This window comes from Cellulosimicrobium sp. EB106-03-01-XG111 (genome assembly GCF_058792115.1).
Map to the genome: position 1 here is coordinate 39,894 of NZ_JBYTEQ010000017.1, position 20,728 is coordinate 60,621.

Below are 20,728 nucleotides of genomic sequence, written 5' to 3' on the forward strand. Positions count from 1 at the left end.
CCCGGGCGCACGCGGTCAAGCGCCCAGCCGGTCCCGCAGCCGCGCGAGCTGCGCCCAGAGCTCGTCGGGCACGCGGTTGCCGAAGGTGTCGAAGAACTCGGCGGTCAGCTCGGCCTCGGCGAGCCACTGCTCGGGCGAGACGTCGAACAGGGCGTCGAGGTCGGCGTCGTCCAGGTCGAGGCCGCCGAGCTCGAGCGCGCCGGGCGCGGGGAGCAGGCCGACGGGGCTCTTCACGGCGCCGCTGTCGGTGCGGACGCCGCGCGAGCGGTCGACCTGTGCCGCGATCCACGCGACGACGCGCGCGTTCTCGCCGAACCCGGGCCAGAGGAACCGACCGCCGGCGTCCTTGCGGAACCAGTTGACCTGGAAGATCTTGGGGCGCTTCTCGGGGTCGAGGGAGGCGCCGACGCGGAGCCAGTGCGCCCAGTGGTCGGCCATGTTGTAGCCGCAGAAGGGCAGCATCGCGAACGGGTCGCGGCGCAGCGCGCCGACGGTGCCCTCGGCGGCGGCGGTCTGCTCGGAGGAGATGGTGGCGCCCATGAAGACGCCGTGCTCCCAGCCGTACGCCTGCGCGACGAGCGGGACGTTGGTCGCGCGGCGCCCGCCGAACACGATCGCGTCGATCGGGACGCCGTCGGGGTCCTCCCAGGAGTCGGCGATCGTCGGGCACTGCGCGGCGGAGACGGTGAACCGCGAGTTCGGGTGCGCGGCGGGTCGGTCGGCGTCGGGCGTCCAGTCCTGGCCGGTCCAGTCGATCAGGTGCGCGGGCGGCTCGGGGGTCAGGCCCTCCCACCAGACGTCGCCGTCGTCGGTGAGCGCGACGTTCGTGAAGATCGTGTCGCGCGCGAACGTCTCGACGGCGGCGGGGTTGGTCTCGACGCCGGTGCCGGGCGCGACGCCGAAGAAGCCGGCCTCGGGGTTGATCGCGCGCAGGCGGCCGTCGGGGCCGGGGCGCAGCCACGCGATGTCGTCGCCGATGGTCTCGACGGTCCAGCCGGGGATCGTCGGTCGCAGCATCGCGAGGTTGGTCTTGCCGCACGCGGACGGGAAGGCCGCGGCGAGGTGGTAGGCCCGGCCCTCGGGCGACGTCGCGCGGATGAGCAGCATGTGCTCGGCGAGCCAGCCCTCGTCGCGCGCCATCGCGGACGCGATGCGCAGCGCGAAGCACTTCTTGCCGAGGAGGGCGTTGCCGCCGTACCCGGAGCCGTACGACCAGATCTCGCGCGTCTCGGGGAAGTGGACGATGTACTTCGTGTCGTTGCACGGCCACGGCACGTCCTCGGAGACCGCCCCGGTGTCGTCGACGAGCGGCGCGCCCACCGAGTGCACGGCCGGGACGAACGCGGCACCGGCGTCGATGAGGTCCATGACGGCGGTCCCGACGCGCGTCATGATCCCCATGCTGACGACGACGTACGGCGAGTCGGTGACCTGGATGCCGACCTGGGAGATGGGGCCGCCCACCGGGCCCATCGAGAACGGCACGACGTACATCGTGCGGCCGCGCATCGAGCCCTCGAACACGCCGCGGAGCTCGACGCGCATGGCCTCCGGCTCGCGCCAGTTGTTGGTCGGGCCGGCGTCGACCTCGTCGCGCGAGCAGATGAACGTGCGCGACTCGACGCGCGCGACGTCGCTCGGGTCGGAGCGCGCGAGGTAGCTCCCGGGGCGCAGCTCGGGGTCGAGGGGCAGGAGCGTCCCGGCGTCCACGAGGAGGTCGGTCAGGCGCTGCTTCTCCGCCGCGGAGCCGTCGCACCAGACGATCGCGTCCGGCTCGGTGAGGGTCGCGATCTCCCGCACCCAGGCGCGCGCGTCGCGCGGACGAGGGTCGGCCGTGTCGCCTCGCTGCCCCGGCGACCGGTCCGTCGACAGCCCGGCGAGGTCGGTCTCGACGTCGTCGAGCAGCGCGGCCTGGCGGGTGCGGCGGGTCTGGCGGGGGCCTGCGGCGGTGGTCATGGGGTTCTCCTCGCTCGGCGGGTGGGCGGTGCTGTGCCTCCAGCCTCACGCGGAACCGGCGCGAATTTCGAACCAGGACGCTGTGAAGATTCGCCGATCTTGACGTACTGTCAAGCCATGGCCAGCACGACGTCGTCCAGCCGCCCCGGGGACTGCCCCGAGCCCCAGCCGTCCGCGGCCCAGGCGGACCTCATCACGCTCGGCCGGCGCGTGCGGCACTTCCGCACCGCGCGCGGCCTCACCCTCGACGCGCTCGGCGAGGCCGTGGGCACTGCGCCGAGCCTGCTGTCGATGATCGAGAACGGGCGCCGCGAGCCGCGGCTGTCGCTCCTCCAGCAGCTCGCCCAGGCGCTCGACGTGCCGGTCACCGACCTGCTCACGGACGAGCCGCCGTCGCGCCGCGCCGCGCTGGAGATCGCGCTCGACCGCGCCCAGCGCGGCCCCCTGTTCGCGGGTCTCGGGCTGCCCGCCGTGAAGGCGAGCCAGAAGCTGCCCCTGCCGGTGCTGGAGAACCTCGTGGGCCTGCACGCCGAGCTCCAGCGCCGCGCGACCGAGGCCGTCGCGACCCCCGAGGAGGCGCGCCGCGCCAACACCGAGCTGCGCCTCGAGCGCCAGGCGCGCGACAACTACTACCCGGAGATCGAGGCGCTCGCCGAGGAGATGACGCGCAAGGCCGGGTACACCGTCGGCGCGCTCACCCACCGCACCGTCGCGCGCATGGCCGAGCAGCTCGGCTTCACCATCTGGCACGTCGACGACCTGCCGCACTCGACGCGCACCGTCACCGACCTGGAGAACGGGCGCATCTACCTGCCGCCCGCGTCGATCCCCGGCGGCCACGGCCTGCGCTCGCTCGCCCTCCAGGCCATCGCGCACCGCGTGCTCGGGCACGAGCGGCCGCGCTCCTACGCCGAGTTCCTGCGCCAGCGCGTCGAGATCACGTACTTCGCCGCGTGCTGCCTCATCCCGCAGACCGCGGCCGTCGACTTCCTGGAACGGCGCAAGCGGGAGAAGGACCTCGCCGTGGAGGACCTGCGCGACGCGTTCGGCGTGACCCACGAGGCCGCCGCGCAGCGCTTCACGAACCTCGCGACCGTGCACCTCGGCATCCCGCTGCACTTCCTGCGCGTCGGCGACGACGGCGCCCTGTTCCGCGGCTACGAGAACGACGGCCTGCCCCTGCCCGCCGACGTCACGGGCTCGATCGAGGGCCAGATGGTGTGCCGCAAGTGGGCCGCCCGCGAGGCGTTCACGCGCCGCGACCGCGCGCAGGAGTCGTACCAGTACACGGACACGCCCGCGGGCACGTTCTGGTGCTCCACCCAGACCGGCACGACGACGTCCGGCCAGTTCTCCATCGCCGTCGGGGTGCCGTTCGCCTCGGCGAAGTGGTTCCGCGGCCGCGACACGACGGTGCGGCGGCAGTCGTCGTGCCCGGACGAGTCGTGCTGCCGTCGCCCGGCCGCGGACGCGGCCGCGCGCTGGGAGGACGCGTCGTGGCCCAGCGCGCGGATGCACCAGCACGTGCTCTCCGCGCTCCCGAGCGGCGCCTTCCCCGGCGTCGACGCGACGGAGGTCTACGCGTTCCTCGCCAAGCACGCCCCGCGGGACGCCTGACCGGACGCCGGGCGAGCGCGCTCAGGCGACCGTCCGGCCCGAGAGCGTCGCGACCTGCCGGTGCACCTGCGCCGTCTCGATCTCCGACCGCAGCGCGACGCGGTCGAGCCCGACGGCCGCCGCCTGCGCGACCGGGCCGAGCACCATGCGCAGGTCCGCGACGGCGTCGAGCGCGGCCCGCCGCGTCGTCGCGCGCTCGGCGCTCGCCGTGACGAGCGACAGCGCCAGCCCGAGGTCCTCGGCGACGAGCTCGCGCGGGGAGAGCAGCGTCGACGCGATGCGCGCGAGCGTGCCGACCTGCCGGCCGAGCTCGCGCGCGGCCGCCCGGCCGCGCCCCAGGCGGGCCGCGCGCTCGCCGAGCTCGCGGGCCACGAGGGCCGACGACGCGTCGCGCAGGTCCTCGACGTAGGTCCGGGACTCGCCCGGCCCGGCGAGGGGCCGGTGCACCCGGTCGAGCGACCACGCCGGGTCGCGCCCGTCGGCCCGCAGGTGCCGGTCGAGGTCCACCGCGTCGAGCGCGGCGTCGGCCCCGCCGGCGAGCCACGCCTCGACCCGCGCCACGTCCGCGGGGTCGTCGACGTCGAGCCCCACGGTCGACAGCACGTCGAGCCAGGTCCCGGTCCGTGCGTCGAAGAGCGGCACGAGGTCGTGGTCCTCCGGTCCGACGGGGCGCACGAACCGGTCGTGCGCCGGGTCGTGCAGCAGGACCCACTCCTGCCCGTCGAGGGTCACCGGGCTCGCCTCGGTGAGCTCGAGCACGACGCGCAGCGCCCACTCGTCGTAGGTCTCGCCCCACGTCTCGCCCGTCACCGGGTCGCGCAGGACCCGCGGCGTGCTCAGGCGCTCGGGCAGCCAGAGGAGCGGGTGCCACATCGCCTCGGGGCGCACCGTCGCCCACCGTCGCCGGCCCGCGGGCACGGTCCACGGCAGGGGGAGCGGTGACGCGGACAGGGGCGAGAGCAGCAGCTCGCCGTCGGCCAGGCCGGCGAACGCCTGCCAGCGGTGCAGGCGGGCCACCGTCTCGATCGCGGACGCGGGGAGCAGGAGGCCCGCTCCCGGTCCGGCGTCGAACGTCCGGCGTCTGTGCTCCACAGGGGTCCTCTCGTCGTGGTGGTCTCCACGCCTATGCGGCGGGGGCGCGCGCCAACCTGCGCGCACGACCTCGAACCACGCGCGGGCGAGTGTGACGGACATCACGTCGCCGTGGGGCTGCGAGCGGCCGATTTTCGCGCGGGCGCCGCACACACCCTCGCCATGCACACCTCGACCGTCGCCACCGACGTCCCCGCCCCCCGTACCCACGACCGCGCGAGCGACGAGCTCGACCGCCTCACCACCGACCTCGCGCTGCGCGTGCGCTCCGGGACGCTCCCCGAGCGCGAGGCGCGCATGGCGGTCTTCGAGGCCGTCTTCCGGACCGGGATCATCCCGTCCGAGACGCTGCGGTACTGCCACCGGCACGACGTCGCGCGGTTCCTGCACGACGACATGGTCGAGGCGGCCGTCGACTTCTACACCCGCAAGCTCCTCGACCTCCCGAGCGCCGACGGCGCGGCCGGCGACTCGACGGGGCGCAACGGCACCAAGTTCTTCGACCTCGAGGTGTTCGCCGACGGCGCGAGCGCGGCCGGCTCGATCCGCCAGGCGCTCGGCGACTACACGCTCATGCACCGCACGCTCCTGCGCAGCGTCCGCAGCGCGCGCCGGGTGGGGCAGATCGTGTCGACCGACCTGCTGGAGGGCACCGTCGACGACGAGGGCCGGCTCGCGGGCCTCCTGCACGAGCTCCCGGTCGTCCCCGACCCCGCGACGGATGTCGTCGACGCGGGCCGCTCCGCGCAGCTCGAGCAGCTCTACGAGACGCACGTGAGCGCGGCCGCGCGGCAGCGTGGCGTGCTCCGCACCCAGATCGACGCGGGCGCGATCCGGGAGGCGTTCGACCTGCCCGAGCTGGACCGTCCGCTCGACCCGGACGCGCGCGCCCGGATGCTCGGGTGGGTCGAGGAGGACGAGGACCTCGCCCTGCGCTCCGTCGTCGGGCTCCTCGCCCCGACCGACGAGCGCCGTGCGGTCCTGCTCGGCCGGCTCTGGGCGGCGTTCGACCGCGACCGGCTGCAGACCGTCGCCGACCACGAGTACGGCGCGCGGATCGCGCACCTCCTCGTCCGCGACGCGCTCGCCGACCGCGCGCGGCCCGGCCGGCCCGCCGTCTCCCGCACCCGCGTCGCCGTCAAGCAGGCCGTCGCGGGCTGCGGTACGGACGCCGCCTGGGTGACCGAGCTCACCGCCGTCTTCCTCGAGCACGAGCACGAGGCGCGCTCCGCGTGGGACCCCGACCACGGGTCCGGCGAGTCGACGCGCGACGCGGCGCGGTACCTCGACGCCCTGACGGCGGCCGCGGCCCTGCCCGGCGCCCCCCTGGGTGCGACGCCGCTCGCCGTGCGCCGCGCGCTCGCGGACCTGGTCGCCGCGGCACGCACGGGTGGCCAGAAGCGGTCGCTCGTCGCATAGGACCTCACGACCACCGACGCGCCTCGCCCGCGAGGCACCGAGAGGAGACCCCATGGCCGCCGTCCCGGCACGCCCGCGCACGACCATCGCGGAGCGCTGCGCCCCGCTGAACAAGGAGCTCGCCCGGCGCCGCTCCGGCTCGCCGCTCAACCCGCGCGACGTGCACGAGCTCATCGCCTCGCTGGTCGAGGAGCTCGTCCTGCAGGGCATGACGCGCCCGGAGGCCGCGGGGCTCGTGAACCGCGCCGCGCAGAAGGCGACCGCCTGACACCACCCAGGACGACCCGCGCCCCACGACGCGGCACCGCGTACCGACAGTGCGCGATGACCGCCCGTGCCGAACGGGTCGGCCACCCGGGCACCCGCGGGGGTACCCGGTCCGCACGCCGGAGACCGGCGACGAGACAGACGCACGCCAGACATGGCGGGGAGGTACGGACGTGGACGAGATGGACGAGATCGTCCACGAGTTCCTGGTCGAGTCCTACGAGAACCTCGACCAGCTCGACCAGGACCTCGTGGCGCTCGAGAGCGACCCGTCGTCGCGCGCGCTGCTGAGCAGCATCTTCCGCACGGTGCACACGATCAAGGGCACGAGCGGCTTCCTCGGGTTCGGCAACCTCGAGCGCGTGTCCCACGTGGGCGAGTCGCTCCTGTCGGAGCTGCGCGACGGCGAGCGGGCGATGGACCAGCTGACGGCGGACGTCCTGCTCGCCCTCGTCGACACCTTGCGCGCCATCCTCGCGAAGGTCGAGTCCGGCGTCGGGGACGACCTCGACGTCGACCCGATGGTCGCGCGGATCGTGGCCGTCCAGGACGGTACGGCGGCACCGGAGCCGGACGTCGCGACCGATGCCTCGACCGACGTCGCGCACGACGTCGCCCCCGAGACCGACCCGGAGCCCACGCCCGTCCTCGGACCGGACGGCACAGCCGCGCCCGACCTCGCCCCCGCGCCCGTCGCGGCACCGCCCGCCGTCGAGCCGGCGCCCGCGCCCGCCGTCGGACCGGCGCCCGCGCCCGAGCCGGCACCCGAGCCCGAGCCGCACACCCGCAACGCCGCGGACGGCTCGATCCGGGTGGACGTCGACCTCCTCGACACGCTCATGCGGCAGGTCGGCGAGCTCGTGCTGGTGCGCAACCAGATCGACCGGATCGCCGGAGCGGGCGAGGACCAGGAGACCAAGCGCTCTGCGCAGCGCCTCAGCCTCATCGCGTCCGAGCTGCAGGAGGGCGTCATGAAGACGCGCATGCAGCCGATCGAGCACGTGTGGTCCAAGATGCCGCGCGTCGTGCGCGACCTCGCGAAGATGCTCGGTCGCGACGTCCGGATCGAGATGACGGGTGGCGACACCGAGCTCGACCGCTCCCTGCTCGAGGCGGTGAAGGACCCGCTGACGCACCTGGTGCGCAACGCCGTCGACCACGGGATCGAGGCGCCCGAGGACCGGCGCCGCGCCGGCAAGCGGCCCCAGGGGCTCGTGACGCTGCGCGCCTACCACTCGAACGGCCAGGTCGTCGTCGAGATCACGGACGACGGCGCGGGCATCGACCCCGAGAAGGTCGGGCGCACCGCCGTGGCCAAGGGGCTGCGGACCGCGGGCGACGTCGCCGCGATGGCCCCGTCCGAGCTGCTGGACCTGCTGTTCCTGCCCGGCTTCTCGACGGCCGCGAAGGTCACCAACGTGTCCGGGCGCGGCGTCGGGATGGACGTCGTGCGCACGAACATCGAGGCCATCGGCGGCTCGGTCGACGTCGAGTCGACGGTCGGGACCGGGACGACGTGGCGCATGCGGATCCCGCTGACGCTCGCGATCATGCCCGCGCTCACGGTGATGTGCTGCGGGGCGGTCTACGCGATCCCGCAGGTCAGCCTCCTCGAGCTCGTCGCCCTCGGCGACCAGCACGGCGAGATCGAGCACGTCGGCACCGCGCCCGTCTTCCGGCTGCGGGGCACGCTGCTGCCGCTGCTGTCGCTCTCCGAGGTGCTCGGGCTCGACCCGGAGTCCGAGGGCCGTGTCATCGCGGTCGTCGAGGCGGACGACCAGCGCTTCGGCGTGATCGTCGACCGCGTCCTCAACATGGAGGAGATCGTCGTCAAGGCGCTCGCGAACCGGCTCAAGCAGATCGGCATGTACTCCGGCGCGACGGTGCTCGGCGACGGCGGGGTGGCGCTCATCCTCGATCTCCAGGCGATCGCCCGCAAGGTGCTCACGTCCGACGCCGCGGACCTGGCCCGCGCGTACGCGCAGGACACGACGGAGAGCGTCGCGACCGTCGAGCAGATGCTCGTCGTCGGGGCGGGGGACCGCCGCGTGGCGATCCCGCTCTCCGCGGTGACGCGGCTCGAACGGATCCGCTCCGAGACGATCGAGCAGGTCGGCTCGCGCGAGGTGCTCCAGTACCGCGGCGCGCTGCTGCCGCTCGTGCGGCTCGACCAGCTCCTGGGGGCGGCGGGCGGCCCGCCCGCGGACGAGCTCGACATCGTCGTGTACACCCGCGCGGGGCGCAGCATCGCGATGGCGGTCACGGAGATCTTCGACATCGTCGAGGACGACGCGCGCCGGCGCAGCGACATCGACGGCCACGGGCTCACGGGGTCGACCGTCCTCAAGGACCGCGTCACGGAGCTGCTCGACGTCCGCAGCGCCGTCCAGGCGGCGGACCCCGGCTTCTACGACGACCTCGACCCCTTCGACGACGCGACGGCCGCCGACCTGTCGCTGGCAGGTGCCCGATGACCACGCAGCAGCTCGTGACGTTCACGCTGGCCGACCGGCTGTGCGGGATCCCCGTCGACCGGGTCCAGGAGGTCCTGCCGGGTCGGGCCCGGACGCGCGTGCCGCTCGCGCCCGACGACGTCGGGGGCCTCGTCAACCTCCGCGGGCAGGTCGTGCTCTCCGTCGACCTGCGGCGTCGCCTCGGCATGGCGGCCCACGACGCGGACCAGATGATGGTCGTCGTCTTCGTCGGCGACGAGACCGTGAGCCTGCTCGTCGACACGATCGGCGACGTGCTCGAGGTCGACGCCGACCAGTTCGAGACGCCGCCCCAGACGCTCCCCGAGGAGCTGCGCGCCGTGATCCGCGGCGCGTACAAGCTCCCCGACCGGCTGCTGCTCGCGCTCGACGTCGACGCCGCGGCGTCCTGAGCCCGCCGGGCTCGCCCTTCCCTCTTCTCGACCCTCGTCCCCTCAGGAGCCACCGATGTCCACGCTCGAGACCCCCCGGCCCACGCGCCGGCGTCGCTTCGCCGACTTCTCCGTCCGCACGAAGATCCTCACCGCGCTCGGCGTGCTCGCCGTCGTGCTCGTCCTCGTCGTGGCCTTCGCCCTGCAGAGCCTGCGGTCGACGTCCGACGACACGGCGTCGGTCGCGAGCGTGGCGAGCTCGCTCCTGCGCAGCAACGCGGAGGTGGACCACGGTGCCCAGGAGGCGTGGCGGCTCACCTACCAGTACGACATCGTCCAGGGCGAGGCCCGCGAGCAGACCGTGGAGCAGATGGCCGCGACGGACGCCCTCGTCGAGGAGCAGATCGGCGTGATCGACGCGGTGCTGTCCGCCGACGGGGTGGACGAGCCGAACTGGAACGCGTTCAAGGAGAGCTGGGCCGAGTGGCTCGCCTTCCGCGACGCGACGCTCATGCCTGCCGTGGAGGCCAAGGCGGTGACGCCCGAGATCCAGGCGGCCAACGACGAGATCATCGCGTCGTACCGGACCTCGCTGGCGGCGTCCGGCGACGCGGTGTACGCCTACCTCGACACCGTCGCGGACGACGCCGCGGCGAAGGCCACGCGGGCGTTCCTCCTCATGATCGTCGTCGCCGCCGTCGGGCTCCTGCTCGCGGTCGTCGTGGGCGTGCGCGTCGCGAACGGCATCCGGCGCTCCGCCGGCACGGTGCAGCACGCGCTCGGCGCCCTCGCCTCGGGCGACCTCACCGTGCGGGCGCAGGTGGAGGCCCGTGACGAGCTGGGGCAGATGGCTGCGGCGTTGACGAGTGCGCAGGAGAACTTGCGGGGGATCATCGCGGAGGTGGCGGGGACGTCGGAGGCGGTGGCTGCGGCGACGGAGCAGCTGTCTGCGGCGGGTGCGCAGTTCTCGGCGTCGTCGGACGAGACGGCGGCGCAGTCGGGTGTGGTGGCGTCGGCGGCGGAGCAGGTGTCGCAGAACGTGCAGACGGTGGCTGCGGGTGCGGAGGAGATGGGGGCTTCGATCCGGGAGATCGCGCAGAACTCGAACGAGGCGGCGAAGGTGGCGAACAAGGCCACGGAGCGGGCTGCGGCGACGAACGAGACGGTGCAGAAGCTGGGGACGTCGTCGCAGGAGATCGGTGACGTGATCAAGGTGATCACGTCGATCGCGGAGCAGACGAACTTGTTGGCGTTGAACGCGACGATCGAGGCGGCTCGTGCGGGTGAGGCGGGCAAGGGGTTCGCGGTGGTGGCCAGCGAGGTGAAGGAGCTGGCGCAGGAGACGGCGAAGGCGACGGAGGACATCGCGCGTCGGGTGGAGGCGATCCAGGGGGACACGGTGGGTGCGGTGGAGGCGATCGGGGAGATCGCGGACATCATCGGGCGGATCAACGACTACCAGCTGACGATCGCGTCGGCGGTGGAGGAGCAGACGGCGACGACGAACGAGATGTCGCGGGGGGTGCAGGAGGCGGCGACGGGGTCGAGCGAGATCGCGGGCAACATCACCGGCATCGCCGCCGGCGCGTCGTCGACGGCGGAGGCCGTCGAGCAGATGAACGGCTCGATCGCCGAGCTCGCCCGCATGGCCGCCGAGCTCCGCAGCCGCGCCTCCCGGTTCACCTACTGACCCCCTGACCCCTGACCCCCACGCACCCGCGCACCCACGCAGAGAGACGACCACGATGCCCACGAACCAGCAGCAGGACGCGCCCCGACGCCTGTGGGGGGACCGCCCCGTCCTCGTCAAGATCCTCACGTCGGTCCTCGTGATGGTGGTGGTGACCGTCGTCATCACGACCGTCGCGCTCGTCTCGATGCGCCAGCTGCGCTCGGACGCCGACGAGATGTACCGCAGCAACGTCACGCCGCTGCAGCAGCTCACGGAGATCCAGCGCGCCTTCCAGGGCGACCGCGCCCGCGTCATCCAGTACGGGATCGCGGACGCGGAGACCCGGGCGAGCCTCCTCGACGAGCTGGTGGAGCGCAAGGCCGACCTGGACGCCCAGATCGAGGCGTACCGTCCCCAGGCGGTGAGCCAGACCGACGTCGACGCGCTCGTCGCCGCCCTGGACGCGTACTACGCGGCCGCCGAGGGCGAGCTCTTCCCGCTCGCCGACGCGGGCGACACCGCGGGCTTCGCCGCGTACTTCGACGACACCGTCCGGCCCCTCACGACGGGCGTCATGGACGCGATGCAGGTCGAGACGGCGTCCCAGGGCGAGGAGGCGGCGGTGCTCGCCGAGGAGACGGACACGCTCGCGGGACGGGCGCTGCTCGCCACGATCCTCGTCGCGGTGCTCGGCGCCCTCGCGGCGACCGCGCTGTCCTACGTCGTGGCGCGCGGGATCGCCCTGCGGATCAGGGCCGTGTCGAGGAGCCTGACGGCGCTGGGCGACGGTGACCTGACGGTGCGGGCCGAGGTGGTGGGTCGTGACGAGCTGGGGCAGATGGCTGCGGCGTTGACGAGTGCGCAGGAGAACTTGCGGGGGATCATCGCGGAGGTGGCGGGGACGTCGGAGGCGGTGGCTGCGGCGACGGAGCAGCTGTCTGCGGCGGGTGCGCAGTTCTCGGCGTCGTCGGACGAGACGGCGGCGCAGTCGGGTGTGGTGGCGTCGGCGGCGGAGCAGGTGTCGCAGAACGTGCAGACGGTGGCTGCGGGTGCGGAGGAGATGGGGGCTTCGATCCGGGAGATCGCGCAGAACTCGAACGAGGCGGCGAAGGTGGCGAACAAGGCCACGGAGCGGGCTGCGGCGACGAACGAGACGGTGCAGAAGCTGGGGACGTCGTCGCAGGAGATCGGTGACGTGATCAAGGTGATCACGTCGATCGCGGAGCAGACGAACTTGTTGGCGTTGAACGCGACGATCGAGGCGGCTCGTGCGGGTGAGGCGGGCAAGGGGTTCGCGGTGGTGGCCAGCGAGGTGAAGGAGCTGGCGCAGGAGACGGCGAAGGCGACGGAGGACATCGCGCGTCGGGTGGAGGCGATCCAGGGGGACACGGTGGGTGCGGTGGAGGCGATCGGGGAGATCGCGGACATCATCGGGCGGATCAACGACTACCAGCTGACGATCGCGTCGGCGGTGGAGGAGCAGACGGCGACGACGAACGAGATGTCGCGGGGGGTGCAGGAGGCGGCGACGGGGTCGAGCGAGATCGCGGGCAACATCACCGGCATCGCCGCCGGCGCGCGGGAGAGCGCCCGGTCGATGGAGCAGCTCAACGTCGCGGTCGGCGAGCTCGCCCACGTCTCGGAGCAGCTCGACGCCCAGGTCTCGCGGTTCCGGCTCTGAGACCGCCGACCATGACGCCCACACCCCGCGCGGCCGGCGCGTGCCGCGCCCGAGGAGGCCGACGGTGATCCGCGTGCTCGTCGTCGACGACTCCGTCGTGATCCGCCGCCTCGTCGCGCAGACGCTCGACCGGGACCCCGACATCACCGTCGTCGGCACGGCGGCCGACGGCCGCCTCGCCCTCGCGAAGGTCGAGCAGCTCGACCCCGACGTCGTCACCCTCGACATCGAGATGCCCGTCATGGACGGCATCGAGACGGTGCGGGCGCTCCGCGCGGCCGGCCGGCGCATGCCCGTCGTCATGTTCTCGACGCTCACGGAGCGCGGGGCGTCCGCGACCCTCGACGCCCTGACGGCCGGCGCCACGGACTACGTCACCAAGCCGAGCGGCAGCGGCTCGGTCCAGACGGCGCTCGAGCGCGTCGGCCAGGAGCTCACGCCCAAGATCAAGGCGCTCGTCCCGCGCGCTCCCGGCGTCCCGGCAGCGAGGAGCGCCCGGACGGCGGCCCCGGCCCGCCGCCCCGCCCCGGCACGACCCGTGCGCGCGGTCGTCGTCGGCTCCTCCACCGGAGGGCCGGAGGCGCTGCGGACGGTGCTGTCGTCGTTGACCACGCCCCTGCCGGTCCCGATGCTCGTGGTCCAGCACATGCCGCCGGTCTTCACCCGCCAGCTGGCCGAGCGCCTCGACCGCGCGGGCCCCACCACGGTGGTCGAGGCCGCCGGGGGCGAGGTGCTCCGGCCCGGCCACGCGTACCTCGCGCCCGGCGGCCGGCACCTCGAGCTCGCCCGCCAGGGCGCGGACCTGACGACCCTCGTCACGGACGGGCCCCCGGTGAACTTCACGCGGCCCGCCGTCGACGTCCTGTTCCGCTCCGCGGTCCGCACGCTGGGCGGCGACCTGCTCGCCGTCGTCCTCACGGGGATGGGGTCCGACGGCCGCGACGGCGCGGGCGAGATCGCCCGCGCCGGCGGCCACGTGCTGGCCCAGGACGAGGAGAGCTCGGTCGTCTGGGGCATGCCGGGAGCCGTCACGACCGCGGGGCACGCCCACGCGGTCCTTCCCCTCGACCAGGTCGCGCGCGCCGTCGTCGGCGCGGCCGAAGGAGCGCACGCATGACCGTCTCCACCCAGTCGTTCGCGTACGTGAGCGACCTGGTCCGCAAGCACAGCGCGATCCAGCTCGCGCCGGGCAAGGAGTACCTCGTCGAGGCCCGGCTCGGGCCGCTCGCGCGCGAGAAGGGCCTGCAGGGTCCCGACGCCGTCGACAGCTACGTCCGCCGCTACCTGCGGGGCGGCTCCCCGGCGGAGACCGTGCGCGTCGTCGAGGCCATGACGACCAACGAGACGTCCTGGTTCCGCGACACCTCGCCGTTCACCGCGCTGCGCCGAGCGATCCTGCCGGAGCTCGCGGGCGCGGACCTCAGCATCTGGTCCGCGGCGTGCTCGACCGGCCAGGAGCCGTACAGCATCGCGATGGTCCTGCGCGAGGAGCGGGTACGGAGCTACCGGATCCTCGCGACGGACATCAACGCGCGGGTCGTCGAGCGGGCCCGGACGGGCCGGTACAGCCAGCTCGAGATCAACCGCGGCCTGCCCGCGCCCATGCTCGTGCGCAACTTCCGGCGCGTGGGCGCCGAGTGGGAGGTCGACCCGGCGCTGCGGGAGAACCTCACGTTCCAGCAGCACAACCTGCTCACGGCCCCGCCCGGGCCGCGGATGTTCGACATCGTCTTCCTGCGCAACGTGCTCATCTACTTCGACATGCCGACCAAGCAGTCGATCCTCGCCCGGCTCCGCAGCCGGGTGCGGCCGGGCGGCTTCCTCCTGCTGGGGGCCGCCGAGACCACCGTCGGCGTCGATCCCGCGTGGGAACGGGTCGACGTCACGCAGGGCTCCATCTACCGACTCCGAGGAGGCAGCGCATGAGAGCGCTGATCATCGACGACGCCCGCGTGATGCGCCGCATCGTCGCCACGACGCTGAGGGATCTCGGCTTCGAGACCGCCGAGGCGGGTGACGGACGCCAGGCGCTCGACCTGCTCGAGGCGGGCGAGCGCTTCGACCTCGCGTGCGTCGACTGGAACATGCCGGTGATGGACGGGCTGCAGTTCGTGCAGGCCGTCCGCGCGCGCCGCGAGTGGCGCGACCTCACGCTCGTGATGATCACCACGGAGTCCGAGCAGTCGCGCATCGTGCGCGCGCTCGCCGCCGGGGCCCACGAGTACCTCATCAAGCCGTTCACGCCGGACGCACTCATGGGCAAGCTCGACATGCTCGGGCTCCTGCCGACCAAGGAGCTCGCATGATCGACACCCGGGACACGCTCACCCAGAGCGTCCTGCCCATCGCCCAGGACCTCTTCGCCGCCATGGTCGACGGCGAGCCGGGCCTGCTCGAGCCCGTCGACGCCCTCGGGGCGCCGATCGCCGACCCCGTGCACGCGTGGGTCGACATCGTCGGCCCGACGTCGTGGCGCACGCTCGTCGTGACCGCCCGCCCGACCGCGGACCGGATCGCGCGCGCGCTCCTCCAGCTGGACGACGGCGAGACCGTGAGCCTCGACGACGTGCGCGATGCGCTCGGCGAGGTCGCCAACGTCGTCGGCGGCAACCTCAAGGGCATGCTCGACGGCGGCTCGTCGCTCACCCTGCCCGTGGTCGACACCACGGGGCCGGCGGTCGCACGGGCGGCCGACCACACGCAGGCGCTGCTGTGGCGCGGCGAACCCCTCGTCATCTCGTTGTGGACCTCGAAGGACGGAGAACAGCTGTGAGAGTCGTCGTCGCGGACGACAGCCGCGTGATGCGGCAGATCGTCGTCCGGACCCTGCGTCAGGCGGGGTTCAAGGACTGGGAGATCCTGCAGGCCGGGGACGGTGCCGAGGCGCTCGCCCTCACCCAGGCGGAGCAGCCGGACCTCGTGCTGTCCGACTGGAACATGCCGGAGATGAACGGCATCGACGTCCTGCGCGCGCTGCGCGCCGCGGGGTCGACCGTGCCCTTCGGCTTCGTCACGTCCGAGGGCTCGCCGCAGATGCGCGAGCTCGCGGACGCCGAGGGCGCCCTGTTCCTCATCGCCAAGCCGTTCGACGCGGACACGTTCGAGGACGTCCTGCGTCCGCACGTCCGCTGACCCGACGCACGTCCCTCCGGAGGAACCCCCTGTGACCACGACCCCCCTGCCCGAGCTCAAGGAGATCCGCGACCTGTACGCGGGACTGGTCGGCCGCGGGTGCACGGCCGTGCGTGCGAGCGCGCTCCTGACCCCCGAGACGAGGCCGGGCGTCATCGCCGCGACCTACGTCAGCCACCGGGCGCAGGTCGAGGCGGTCGTCGCCGTCGACGTCCCGCTCGGCGCCCACCTCGGCGCCTCGATCGGCCTCGTGCCGCCCGGTCCCGCCCAGGACGCGGCGGCCGACGGCGCGCTGAGCGACGTCCTGCTCGAGAACCTGTCCGAGGTCCTCAACGTCACGGCCGCCCTCTTCAACGCCGAGGGTGCGCCGCACCTCAAGCTCGCCGAGGTGTTCGACTCGACCCGCGGGCCGCTCCCGGGCGCACCCGTGTCGTTCCTGCGCAGCACCGGTCGCCGCCTCGACGCGGAGATCGACATCGCGGGCTACGGCGGCGGGGCGCTGACGGTCGTCCTCGCCTGACGACGACCGGGACCGACCCGCGCGGAGGCCGGGCCAGGGGCGCATGCCCCGGGCCCGGCCTCTCGTCGTCGGCCCGGCCCGGGCCGACGACGGACAGCCACCCCGGTGCCGTGAGCGGCGCCGGGGTGGCTGTGGTCGGGGTGGGGACAGGCCCTCCGCGAGGTCAGGCCGTGACGAGGGTCCGCCGCAGGTCGAGCCCCTGCCCCTCGAGCACGGACTGGACCGCGGCGCCCGTCTCGGGGTGCACGAGCACGGGCGCCAGGAGGTTCGCGTGCACGCCGCCGGCGCGCACGCTCGCGACCACGAGCACGAGCGGGTCGGTCTCCTCGGCGCCGATGCGCGCGAGGTCGGACGACGGGATCGCGGGGGAGTACCCGGGCACCCAGCGGCCGGGGTCGAGGACGAGCATCTCGACGCCGGGCGTGTCGAGCGCGGACAGCGTGTAGACGCCGTCGCCCTGCTCGGTGAGCAGCTCGAACCGGCGGGCCGCGAGGCCGGGGGGCGGGGTCACGAAGGTGAGCGTGGTCATCAGCGGAGGTAGTCCAGGAGTGAGGGCTGCAGGAGGGAGGCGCCGATGCTCAGGGTCGCCTGGTAGGCGACCTGCTTGAGCTGCAGGTCGATCGCGAGCTCGGCGAGGTCGGCGTCCTCGATCGCGCCGCGGCGCGTCTCGAGCGAGGTGCGGTTGCCGAGGTTGGTGTCGGCGGCGCGCTCGAGCTGGTTCTGCCGGGCACCGACCGTCGTGTGCTGGGTGAGCACCGCGTCGAGCCGCGCGTCGACGGCGGCGAGGTGCCCCCCGCTCCCGTTGCCGGCCCGCAGGTCGGCCGCCACGGAGTCCAGCAGCGCGAACACGGAGCCGGACCCGGTGCCGAAGACGGCCGCGCCGTCCGCGTCGACACGGACCGTCGAGTCGACGCCGATGCGACGCTCGACGGGTGCTCCGCCGCCGCCCGTGAACGAGTAGTCGTCGCGGAAGGCGACGCCCTCGTCCGAGGTCCCGGCGAAGACGGTGCGCCCGAGGTACGTGGAGTTCGACTGGCGCAGCAGCTCGTCGCGCAGCTCCACGAGCTCTGCGGCGACGGCCTCCCGGCCCTCCGCCGACGTCGTGTCCGACGCGCCCTGGAGGACGAGGTCGCGCACGCGCTGGACGATGTCGGTCACGGTGCCGAGCGTCGAGTCGAGCGTCGCGAGCCAGCCCTCGCCGTTCGCGATGTTCCGGTCGTACTGCTGCTCGGCCGCGAGGCGGCCACGGATCGCGAGGGCGTCCGCCGCGGACGACGGGTCGCTCGAGGCGCGCGTGATCTTGCGCCCCGAGGTGCCCTGCTCCTGGAGCTCGGCGATCCTCGCGAGGTTGGACTGCAGGCTCCTCGTGACGTACGAGGCCTGCATCTGGTTGGTGATGCGCACGGTTCTCCCCTTGCGGACCTGGTCGCGGGCTACAGCCCGACGCGGCCGGTGCGGTTGATGAGCTGGTCGAGCATCTCGTCGACGGCGGTGAGCACGCGGGCCGCGCCCTGGTAGGCGTGCTGGTACTGCATGAGGTTCACGGTCTCCTCGTCGAGGGAGACCGCGGAGTGCGAGAGCAGGTCGCTGAACGCCGCCGTGGACGCCGTGGTCGCGAGCTTCGCGTCGTAGCCGGCCGAGCTCGACTTCACGGCGAGCTGCGTGACGTGCGTCGACCACACCGCGTCGGGCCCGCCGGCGGCGCTGCCGAGCGCGGCGATGCGGTCGGCGACCGACCCGTCGAGGCTGCCCGCGCCGACGGCGGCGGTCGCGACCTGGCCGGGCGCGGTGACCGCGACCCGCAGGCCGGCGCCCGCGGACCTGCCCGGCTCGATCGCGAAGAACGCGCCGCCCGGGGTGCCCGACGGCGTCAGGCCCGTCGTGTGCAGCGCGTTGACCTGCGTGACGAGCGCCGACGCGAGCGCGTCGTAGCCCGCCGCGGCCTGGGCGTAGACCCCGCCGGAGGACACCGGCGCGAGCGCCGACAGGTGCCCCGCGAGCTCGCCGCCCTCGAGCCCGACGGCCGCACCCGGACGGTGCGACCACTCGAGCCGCACCGCGTCGGCGGCCGCGCCGTCGAGCGTCGAGGCCCCGACGAGCCGGACCTCGTTCACGTGGTTGCCGTCGACGAGGAGGTTCCCGCCCAGGAGCACGTTGACGGTGCCGTCGGGGTTCGTGCTCGTCTGGGCGCCCGCGAGGCGCGCCAGGTCGGCGGCGAGCTGGTTGCGCTGGTCGACGAGCTCGTTGGCGGAGCCGTTCTGGCCGGAGGCGTCGAGGATGCGCGTGTTGAGCGCGGCGATCTTGTCCGCGACCGTGTTGATCTCGGCCACGAGCGCCCCGGCGCTCGTCCGGGCCTGGCCCCACGCGGTCTCCACGCGGGCCCGGCCGTCGACGATCCGGTCGACGACGGCGCCGGCCTCCTCGACCACGACCCAGGCCTGGGCGTCCTTGCCCGGTGAGTTCGCGGCGTCCTGCCAGGCGCCCCAGAACGACTGCAGCGCGGCGGACAGCCCGGTGTCCGAGGGCTCGCCGTGGATGTCCTCGACGGCCGTGAACGCGGCGGCGCGCACGCCCGCGTACCCGTCGGCGGACGCCGTCTGGCGCACGCGCGACTCCAGGAAGAGGTTCCCGAGACGGGCGACGCCGTCGATCGTCACGCCCTGGCCGGACCGCGCGGACTGCGCGAGCCGCCCCAGGCCCATCTCGGTGAGCGGGGCCGTCGCCGACTGCTGCACGCGCTGGCGCGTGTAGCCCGGCGTGTTGACGTTGGCCACGTTCTGACCGGTGACGTCGATGCCTGCCTGGGCGGCGCTCAGGCCCCGGAAGGCCGTGTTGAGGATGGAGAACGAGCTCATGGGAGGGGCTCCTTACAGCACCGTGTCGAACAGGCGGGCGACGTCGGACCGGTCCGTGGTGGCGCCGGTCGCGTCGTAGGTGCGGGGCTCGCCGCCGAGCGTCGCGAGCGTCTCCTGCGTGGAGCGCGACGCGTGGTTGACGAACTGGGTGTTCGTGTCGCGGACGGTCTTGATCCGCACCGTCAGCTCCGTGAGGCCCGTGAGGTGGCCCTCGAAGATCTCGCGCCAGGGCCCGGCGGCGGGGGCGGCCGCGGCGATCTCCCGCAGCGTGGCGTCGGGCGCCAGGCCCCACTCCGCCGCCACGGTCTCGGACGCGACCGTGCGCACGAGGGTCGCCTCGCGCACCTTCTCCATGACGGTCTCGACCTCGCGGTTCGCGTGGGCGAGCCAGCGGGTGCGGCCGGCGGTGAGGAGCAGCTGCTCCTCCTCGAGCTTGAACAGCAGCATCTCGAGCAGCTCGCGCTCTCGCCACAGCAGGGTCGACAGCTCCTGAGGGCCCAACGTGGCTCTCCCTTGTGTGCGCGGTGGTCGGTCGGGGCGGCGGGCAGGGCCCGCTCGAGACCCACTGTCGGCACGCGCGGTGCGCATGTGGCGACTGATCCCCGGGCCCGCTGCATGGGAGAGGTCAGGACGCGGTCGCCGCCGCGCGCCTCACCCGCGTCTCCCGGTGCCGTACCGGGCCCGCCCCAGCAGAAAGGTGCTTCGGCGTGAACCTCTCCGAGCGCAACGCTCTCGTCGTCGACAACCTTGCCCTCGTCGGCTTCCTCGTCTCCGACCTGTGCGCGCGGGCCGACCACCTCTCGCGCGAGGACCTCGCGTCGGTCGGCGCCGTCGCGCTCACCACGGCGGCCACGAGCTTCGACCCGGCCCGCGGCGTGCCGTTCGGCGCGTACGCGCGGCGCCGCATCATCGGGGCGCTGGCCGACGAGCTGCGCTCGCAGGACTGGGCCCCGCGCTCGGCGCGCCGGCGGATCAAGGAGCTGACGTCGGTCACGGCGTCGCTCACGGCGTCCCTCGGCCGCGAGCCGACCGACGCTCAGGTCGCGGAGGCCATGGGCGTCGCGGTCGCCGAGGTGCGCTCGGCCCGGGACGACGCGGGGCGGTCCGTCGTGGCGATGGAGGACTCGACCTACGACCACGTCGCGCTCGAGGCGCCGACCCCGGAGGAGGAGGTCCTGTCCGTCGAGGAGCGGCACGTGGTGCGCGAGGCGGTGGCGGCGCTTCCGGACCAGCTGCGGCACGTCGTCGAGCAGGTCTACTTCGTGGGACGCAGCGTCGGCGAGCTCGCCGCCGAGCTGGGGATCAGCCACTCGACGGTCTCGCACGCGCGCATCGAGGCGGTCCGCCTGCTCCGCGAGGGGCTGGAGGCCCACTACTCGGCGCGGGAGGCCAAGGGCCCGGCCGTGCCGCTCACGGCGCGCCGCCGCGACTACCTCGCCGAGCTCGGCGAGCGCGTCGCGGGCGGAGCCACCCAGCGGTCCGCGTGGTCGGTGCCCGCGGCGTCCTGACGCGCGCGACGACGTCTGCCACGTCGACCGCGGTCGGCCACGGTCGGGCCGTGGCGACCGACAGTCCCCAGGAGGAGGCCGGTCGTGGTGACGGGCCGGAACCGGACGAGCCGGCCCGCCCGGGCCGCGCGGGACAGGAGCGCACG

General features: G+C 73.9%; 20 protein-coding genes. 14 read left to right on the forward strand and 6 right to left on the reverse strand.

Annotated elements, in window-relative coordinates; translation table 11 throughout:
• Positions 1-15 precede the first annotated feature (15 nt).
• On the reverse strand, positions 16-1,956 hold the full coding sequence (locus AC3WT4_RS13945) for a phosphoenolpyruvate carboxykinase (GTP) (protein ID WP_492315718.1): 1,941 nt from the start codon (positions 1,954-1,956) through the stop codon (positions 16-18).
• 117 nt (positions 1,957-2,073) lie between these two features.
• Here AC3WT4_RS13945 and AC3WT4_RS13950 point away from each other — a divergent pair, with 117 nt between their 5' ends.
• Positions 2,074-3,573, forward strand: coding sequence for a helix-turn-helix domain-containing protein (locus AC3WT4_RS13950; protein ID WP_492315719.1), 1,500 nt, complete (start codon positions 2,074-2,076; stop codon positions 3,571-3,573).
• 21 nt (positions 3,574-3,594) lie between these two features.
• On the opposite strand, the gene AC3WT4_RS13955 is transcribed toward AC3WT4_RS13950, so the two are convergent.
• Positions 3,595-4,665 carry a hypothetical protein gene (locus AC3WT4_RS13955; RefSeq protein ID WP_400111037.1) on the reverse strand — a complete coding sequence of 357 codons (1,071 nt, stop codon included), beginning with the start codon at positions 4,663-4,665 and terminating at the stop codon, positions 3,595-3,597.
• A 162-nt stretch (positions 4,666-4,827) separates the two neighbouring features.
• Here AC3WT4_RS13955 and AC3WT4_RS13960 point away from each other — a divergent pair, with 162 nt between their 5' ends.
• The 12 genes from AC3WT4_RS13960 (at position 4,828) to AC3WT4_RS14015 (ending at position 16,219) form a co-directional block, all read left to right on the forward strand.
• Positions 4,828-6,084 carry a hypothetical protein gene (locus tag AC3WT4_RS13960; RefSeq protein WP_492315720.1) on the forward strand — a complete coding sequence of 419 codons (1,257 nt, stop codon included), beginning with the start codon at positions 4,828-4,830 and terminating at the stop codon, positions 6,082-6,084.
• 52 nt (positions 6,085-6,136) lie between these two features.
• Positions 6,137-6,352 (forward strand): hypothetical protein, encoded by a 216-nt coding sequence (locus AC3WT4_RS13965; protein WP_043653789.1) that lies wholly within the window; start codon positions 6,137-6,139, stop codon positions 6,350-6,352.
• Positions 6,353-6,533: 181 nt separating this feature from the next.
• Positions 6,534-8,825 carry a chemotaxis protein CheW gene (locus AC3WT4_RS13970; RefSeq protein WP_492315745.1) on the forward strand — a complete coding sequence of 764 codons (2,292 nt, stop codon included), beginning with the start codon at positions 6,534-6,536 and terminating at the stop codon, positions 8,823-8,825.
• Positions 8,822-9,235, forward strand: coding sequence for a chemotaxis protein CheW (locus tag AC3WT4_RS13975; protein ID WP_043660141.1), 414 nt, complete (start codon positions 8,822-8,824; stop codon positions 9,233-9,235). Before AC3WT4_RS13970 ends, AC3WT4_RS13975 begins: the two co-directional genes overlap by 4 nt.
• A gap of 55 nt (positions 9,236-9,290) precedes the next feature.
• Positions 9,291-10,904, forward strand: a complete 1,614-nt coding sequence (locus AC3WT4_RS13980) for a methyl-accepting chemotaxis protein (protein ID WP_492315721.1) — start codon at positions 9,291-9,293, stop codon at positions 10,902-10,904.
• Between the two features lie 55 nt (positions 10,905-10,959).
• Positions 10,960-12,567, forward strand: a complete 1,608-nt coding sequence (locus AC3WT4_RS13985; RefSeq protein WP_400111030.1) for a methyl-accepting chemotaxis protein — start codon at positions 10,960-10,962, stop codon at positions 12,565-12,567.
• 64 nt (positions 12,568-12,631) lie between these two features.
• On the forward strand, positions 12,632-13,684 hold the full coding sequence (locus tag AC3WT4_RS13990; RefSeq protein ID WP_074808590.1) for a protein-glutamate methylesterase/protein-glutamine glutaminase: 1,053 nt from the start codon (positions 12,632-12,634) through the stop codon (positions 13,682-13,684).
• Positions 13,681-14,493 (forward strand): CheR family methyltransferase, encoded by an 813-nt coding sequence (locus AC3WT4_RS13995; RefSeq protein WP_492315722.1) that lies wholly within the window; start codon positions 13,681-13,683, stop codon positions 14,491-14,493. The genes AC3WT4_RS13990 and AC3WT4_RS13995 overlap by 4 nt, the downstream gene beginning before the upstream one ends.
• Positions 14,490-14,873: a response regulator gene (locus AC3WT4_RS14000; protein ID WP_074808593.1), complete on the forward strand. Its 384-nt coding sequence runs from the start codon at positions 14,490-14,492 to the stop codon at positions 14,871-14,873. Before AC3WT4_RS13995 ends, AC3WT4_RS14000 begins: the two co-directional genes overlap by 4 nt.
• A complete protein-coding gene (locus tag AC3WT4_RS14005) occupies positions 14,870-15,340 on the forward strand; it encodes a chemotaxis protein CheX (RefSeq protein WP_492315723.1) in 471 nt (156 codons plus the stop codon). Before AC3WT4_RS14000 ends, AC3WT4_RS14005 begins: the two co-directional genes overlap by 4 nt.
• Complete coding sequence (locus tag AC3WT4_RS14010; protein ID WP_021482435.1) at positions 15,337-15,699, forward strand: response regulator; 363 nt, start codon at positions 15,337-15,339, stop codon at positions 15,697-15,699. The genes AC3WT4_RS14005 and AC3WT4_RS14010 overlap by 4 nt, the downstream gene beginning before the upstream one ends.
• 31 nt (positions 15,700-15,730) lie before the next feature.
• Positions 15,731-16,219 (forward strand): hypothetical protein, encoded by a 489-nt coding sequence (locus tag AC3WT4_RS14015; protein ID WP_074808599.1) that lies wholly within the window; start codon positions 15,731-15,733, stop codon positions 16,217-16,219.
• A gap of 163 nt (positions 16,220-16,382) precedes the next feature.
• Here AC3WT4_RS14015 and fliW read toward each other — a convergent pair whose 3' ends face one another.
• From fliW to AC3WT4_RS14035, 4 genes are read right to left on the reverse strand one after another with little or no spacing between them, the layout of a single operon-like run.
• Positions 16,383-16,748: a flagellar assembly protein FliW gene (gene fliW / locus AC3WT4_RS14020; RefSeq protein ID WP_074808602.1), complete on the reverse strand. Its 366-nt coding sequence runs from the start codon at positions 16,746-16,748 to the stop codon at positions 16,383-16,385.
• On the reverse strand, positions 16,748-17,623 hold the full coding sequence (gene flgL / locus AC3WT4_RS14025) for a flagellar hook-associated protein FlgL (protein WP_257416467.1): 876 nt from the start codon (positions 17,621-17,623) through the stop codon (positions 16,748-16,750). Before flgL ends, fliW begins: the two co-directional genes overlap by 1 nt.
• A 29-nt stretch (positions 17,624-17,652) precedes the next feature.
• Positions 17,653-19,074 (reverse strand): flagellar hook-associated protein FlgK, encoded by a 1,422-nt coding sequence (gene flgK / locus AC3WT4_RS14030; protein ID WP_492315724.1) that lies wholly within the window; start codon positions 19,072-19,074, stop codon positions 17,653-17,655.
• A gap of 12 nt (positions 19,075-19,086) precedes the next feature.
• A complete protein-coding gene (locus AC3WT4_RS14035) occupies positions 19,087-19,575 on the reverse strand; it encodes a flagellar protein FlgN (RefSeq protein WP_021483253.1) in 489 nt (162 codons plus the stop codon).
• A gap of 206 nt (positions 19,576-19,781) precedes the next feature.
• Between AC3WT4_RS14035 and AC3WT4_RS14040 the strand changes: the two genes are divergently transcribed.
• On the forward strand, positions 19,782-20,582 hold the full coding sequence (locus AC3WT4_RS14040) for a sigma-70 family RNA polymerase sigma factor (protein WP_492315725.1): 801 nt from the start codon (positions 19,782-19,784) through the stop codon (positions 20,580-20,582).
• Positions 20,583-20,728 lie beyond the last annotated feature (146 nt).

Excerpts from the sequence above, each read along its gene's own strand:
- AC3WT4_RS13945 (WP_492315718.1), bottom strand. The coding sequence starts at position 1,956 with ATGACCACCGCCGCAGGCCCCCGCCAGACCCGCCGCACCCGCCAGGCC.
- AC3WT4_RS13950 (WP_492315719.1), top strand. The coding sequence starts at position 2,074 with ATGGCCAGCACGACGTCGTCCAGCCGCCCCGGGGACTGCCCCGAGCCC.
- AC3WT4_RS13960 (WP_492315720.1), top strand. The coding sequence starts at position 4,828 with ATGCACACCTCGACCGTCGCCACCGACGTCCCCGCCCCCCGTACCCAC.
- AC3WT4_RS13965 (WP_043653789.1), top strand. The coding sequence starts at position 6,137 with ATGGCCGCCGTCCCGGCACGCCCGCGCACGACCATCGCGGAGCGCTGC.
- AC3WT4_RS13970 (WP_492315745.1), top strand. The coding sequence starts at position 6,534 with ATGGACGAGATCGTCCACGAGTTCCTGGTCGAGTCCTACGAGAACCTC.
- AC3WT4_RS13975 (WP_043660141.1), top strand. The coding sequence starts at position 8,822 with ATGACCACGCAGCAGCTCGTGACGTTCACGCTGGCCGACCGGCTGTGC.
- AC3WT4_RS13980 (WP_492315721.1), top strand. The coding sequence starts at position 9,291 with ATGTCCACGCTCGAGACCCCCCGGCCCACGCGCCGGCGTCGCTTCGCC.
- AC3WT4_RS13985 (WP_400111030.1), top strand. The coding sequence starts at position 10,960 with ATGCCCACGAACCAGCAGCAGGACGCGCCCCGACGCCTGTGGGGGGAC.
- AC3WT4_RS13995 (WP_492315722.1), top strand. The coding sequence starts at position 13,681 with ATGACCGTCTCCACCCAGTCGTTCGCGTACGTGAGCGACCTGGTCCGC.
- AC3WT4_RS14000 (WP_074808593.1), top strand. The coding sequence starts at position 14,490 with ATGAGAGCGCTGATCATCGACGACGCCCGCGTGATGCGCCGCATCGTC.
- AC3WT4_RS14005 (WP_492315723.1), top strand. The coding sequence starts at position 14,870 with ATGATCGACACCCGGGACACGCTCACCCAGAGCGTCCTGCCCATCGCC.
- fliW (WP_074808602.1), bottom strand. The coding sequence starts at position 16,748 with ATGACCACGCTCACCTTCGTGACCCCGCCCCCCGGCCTCGCGGCCCGC.
- flgK (WP_492315724.1), bottom strand. The coding sequence starts at position 19,074 with ATGAGCTCGTTCTCCATCCTCAACACGGCCTTCCGGGGCCTGAGCGCC.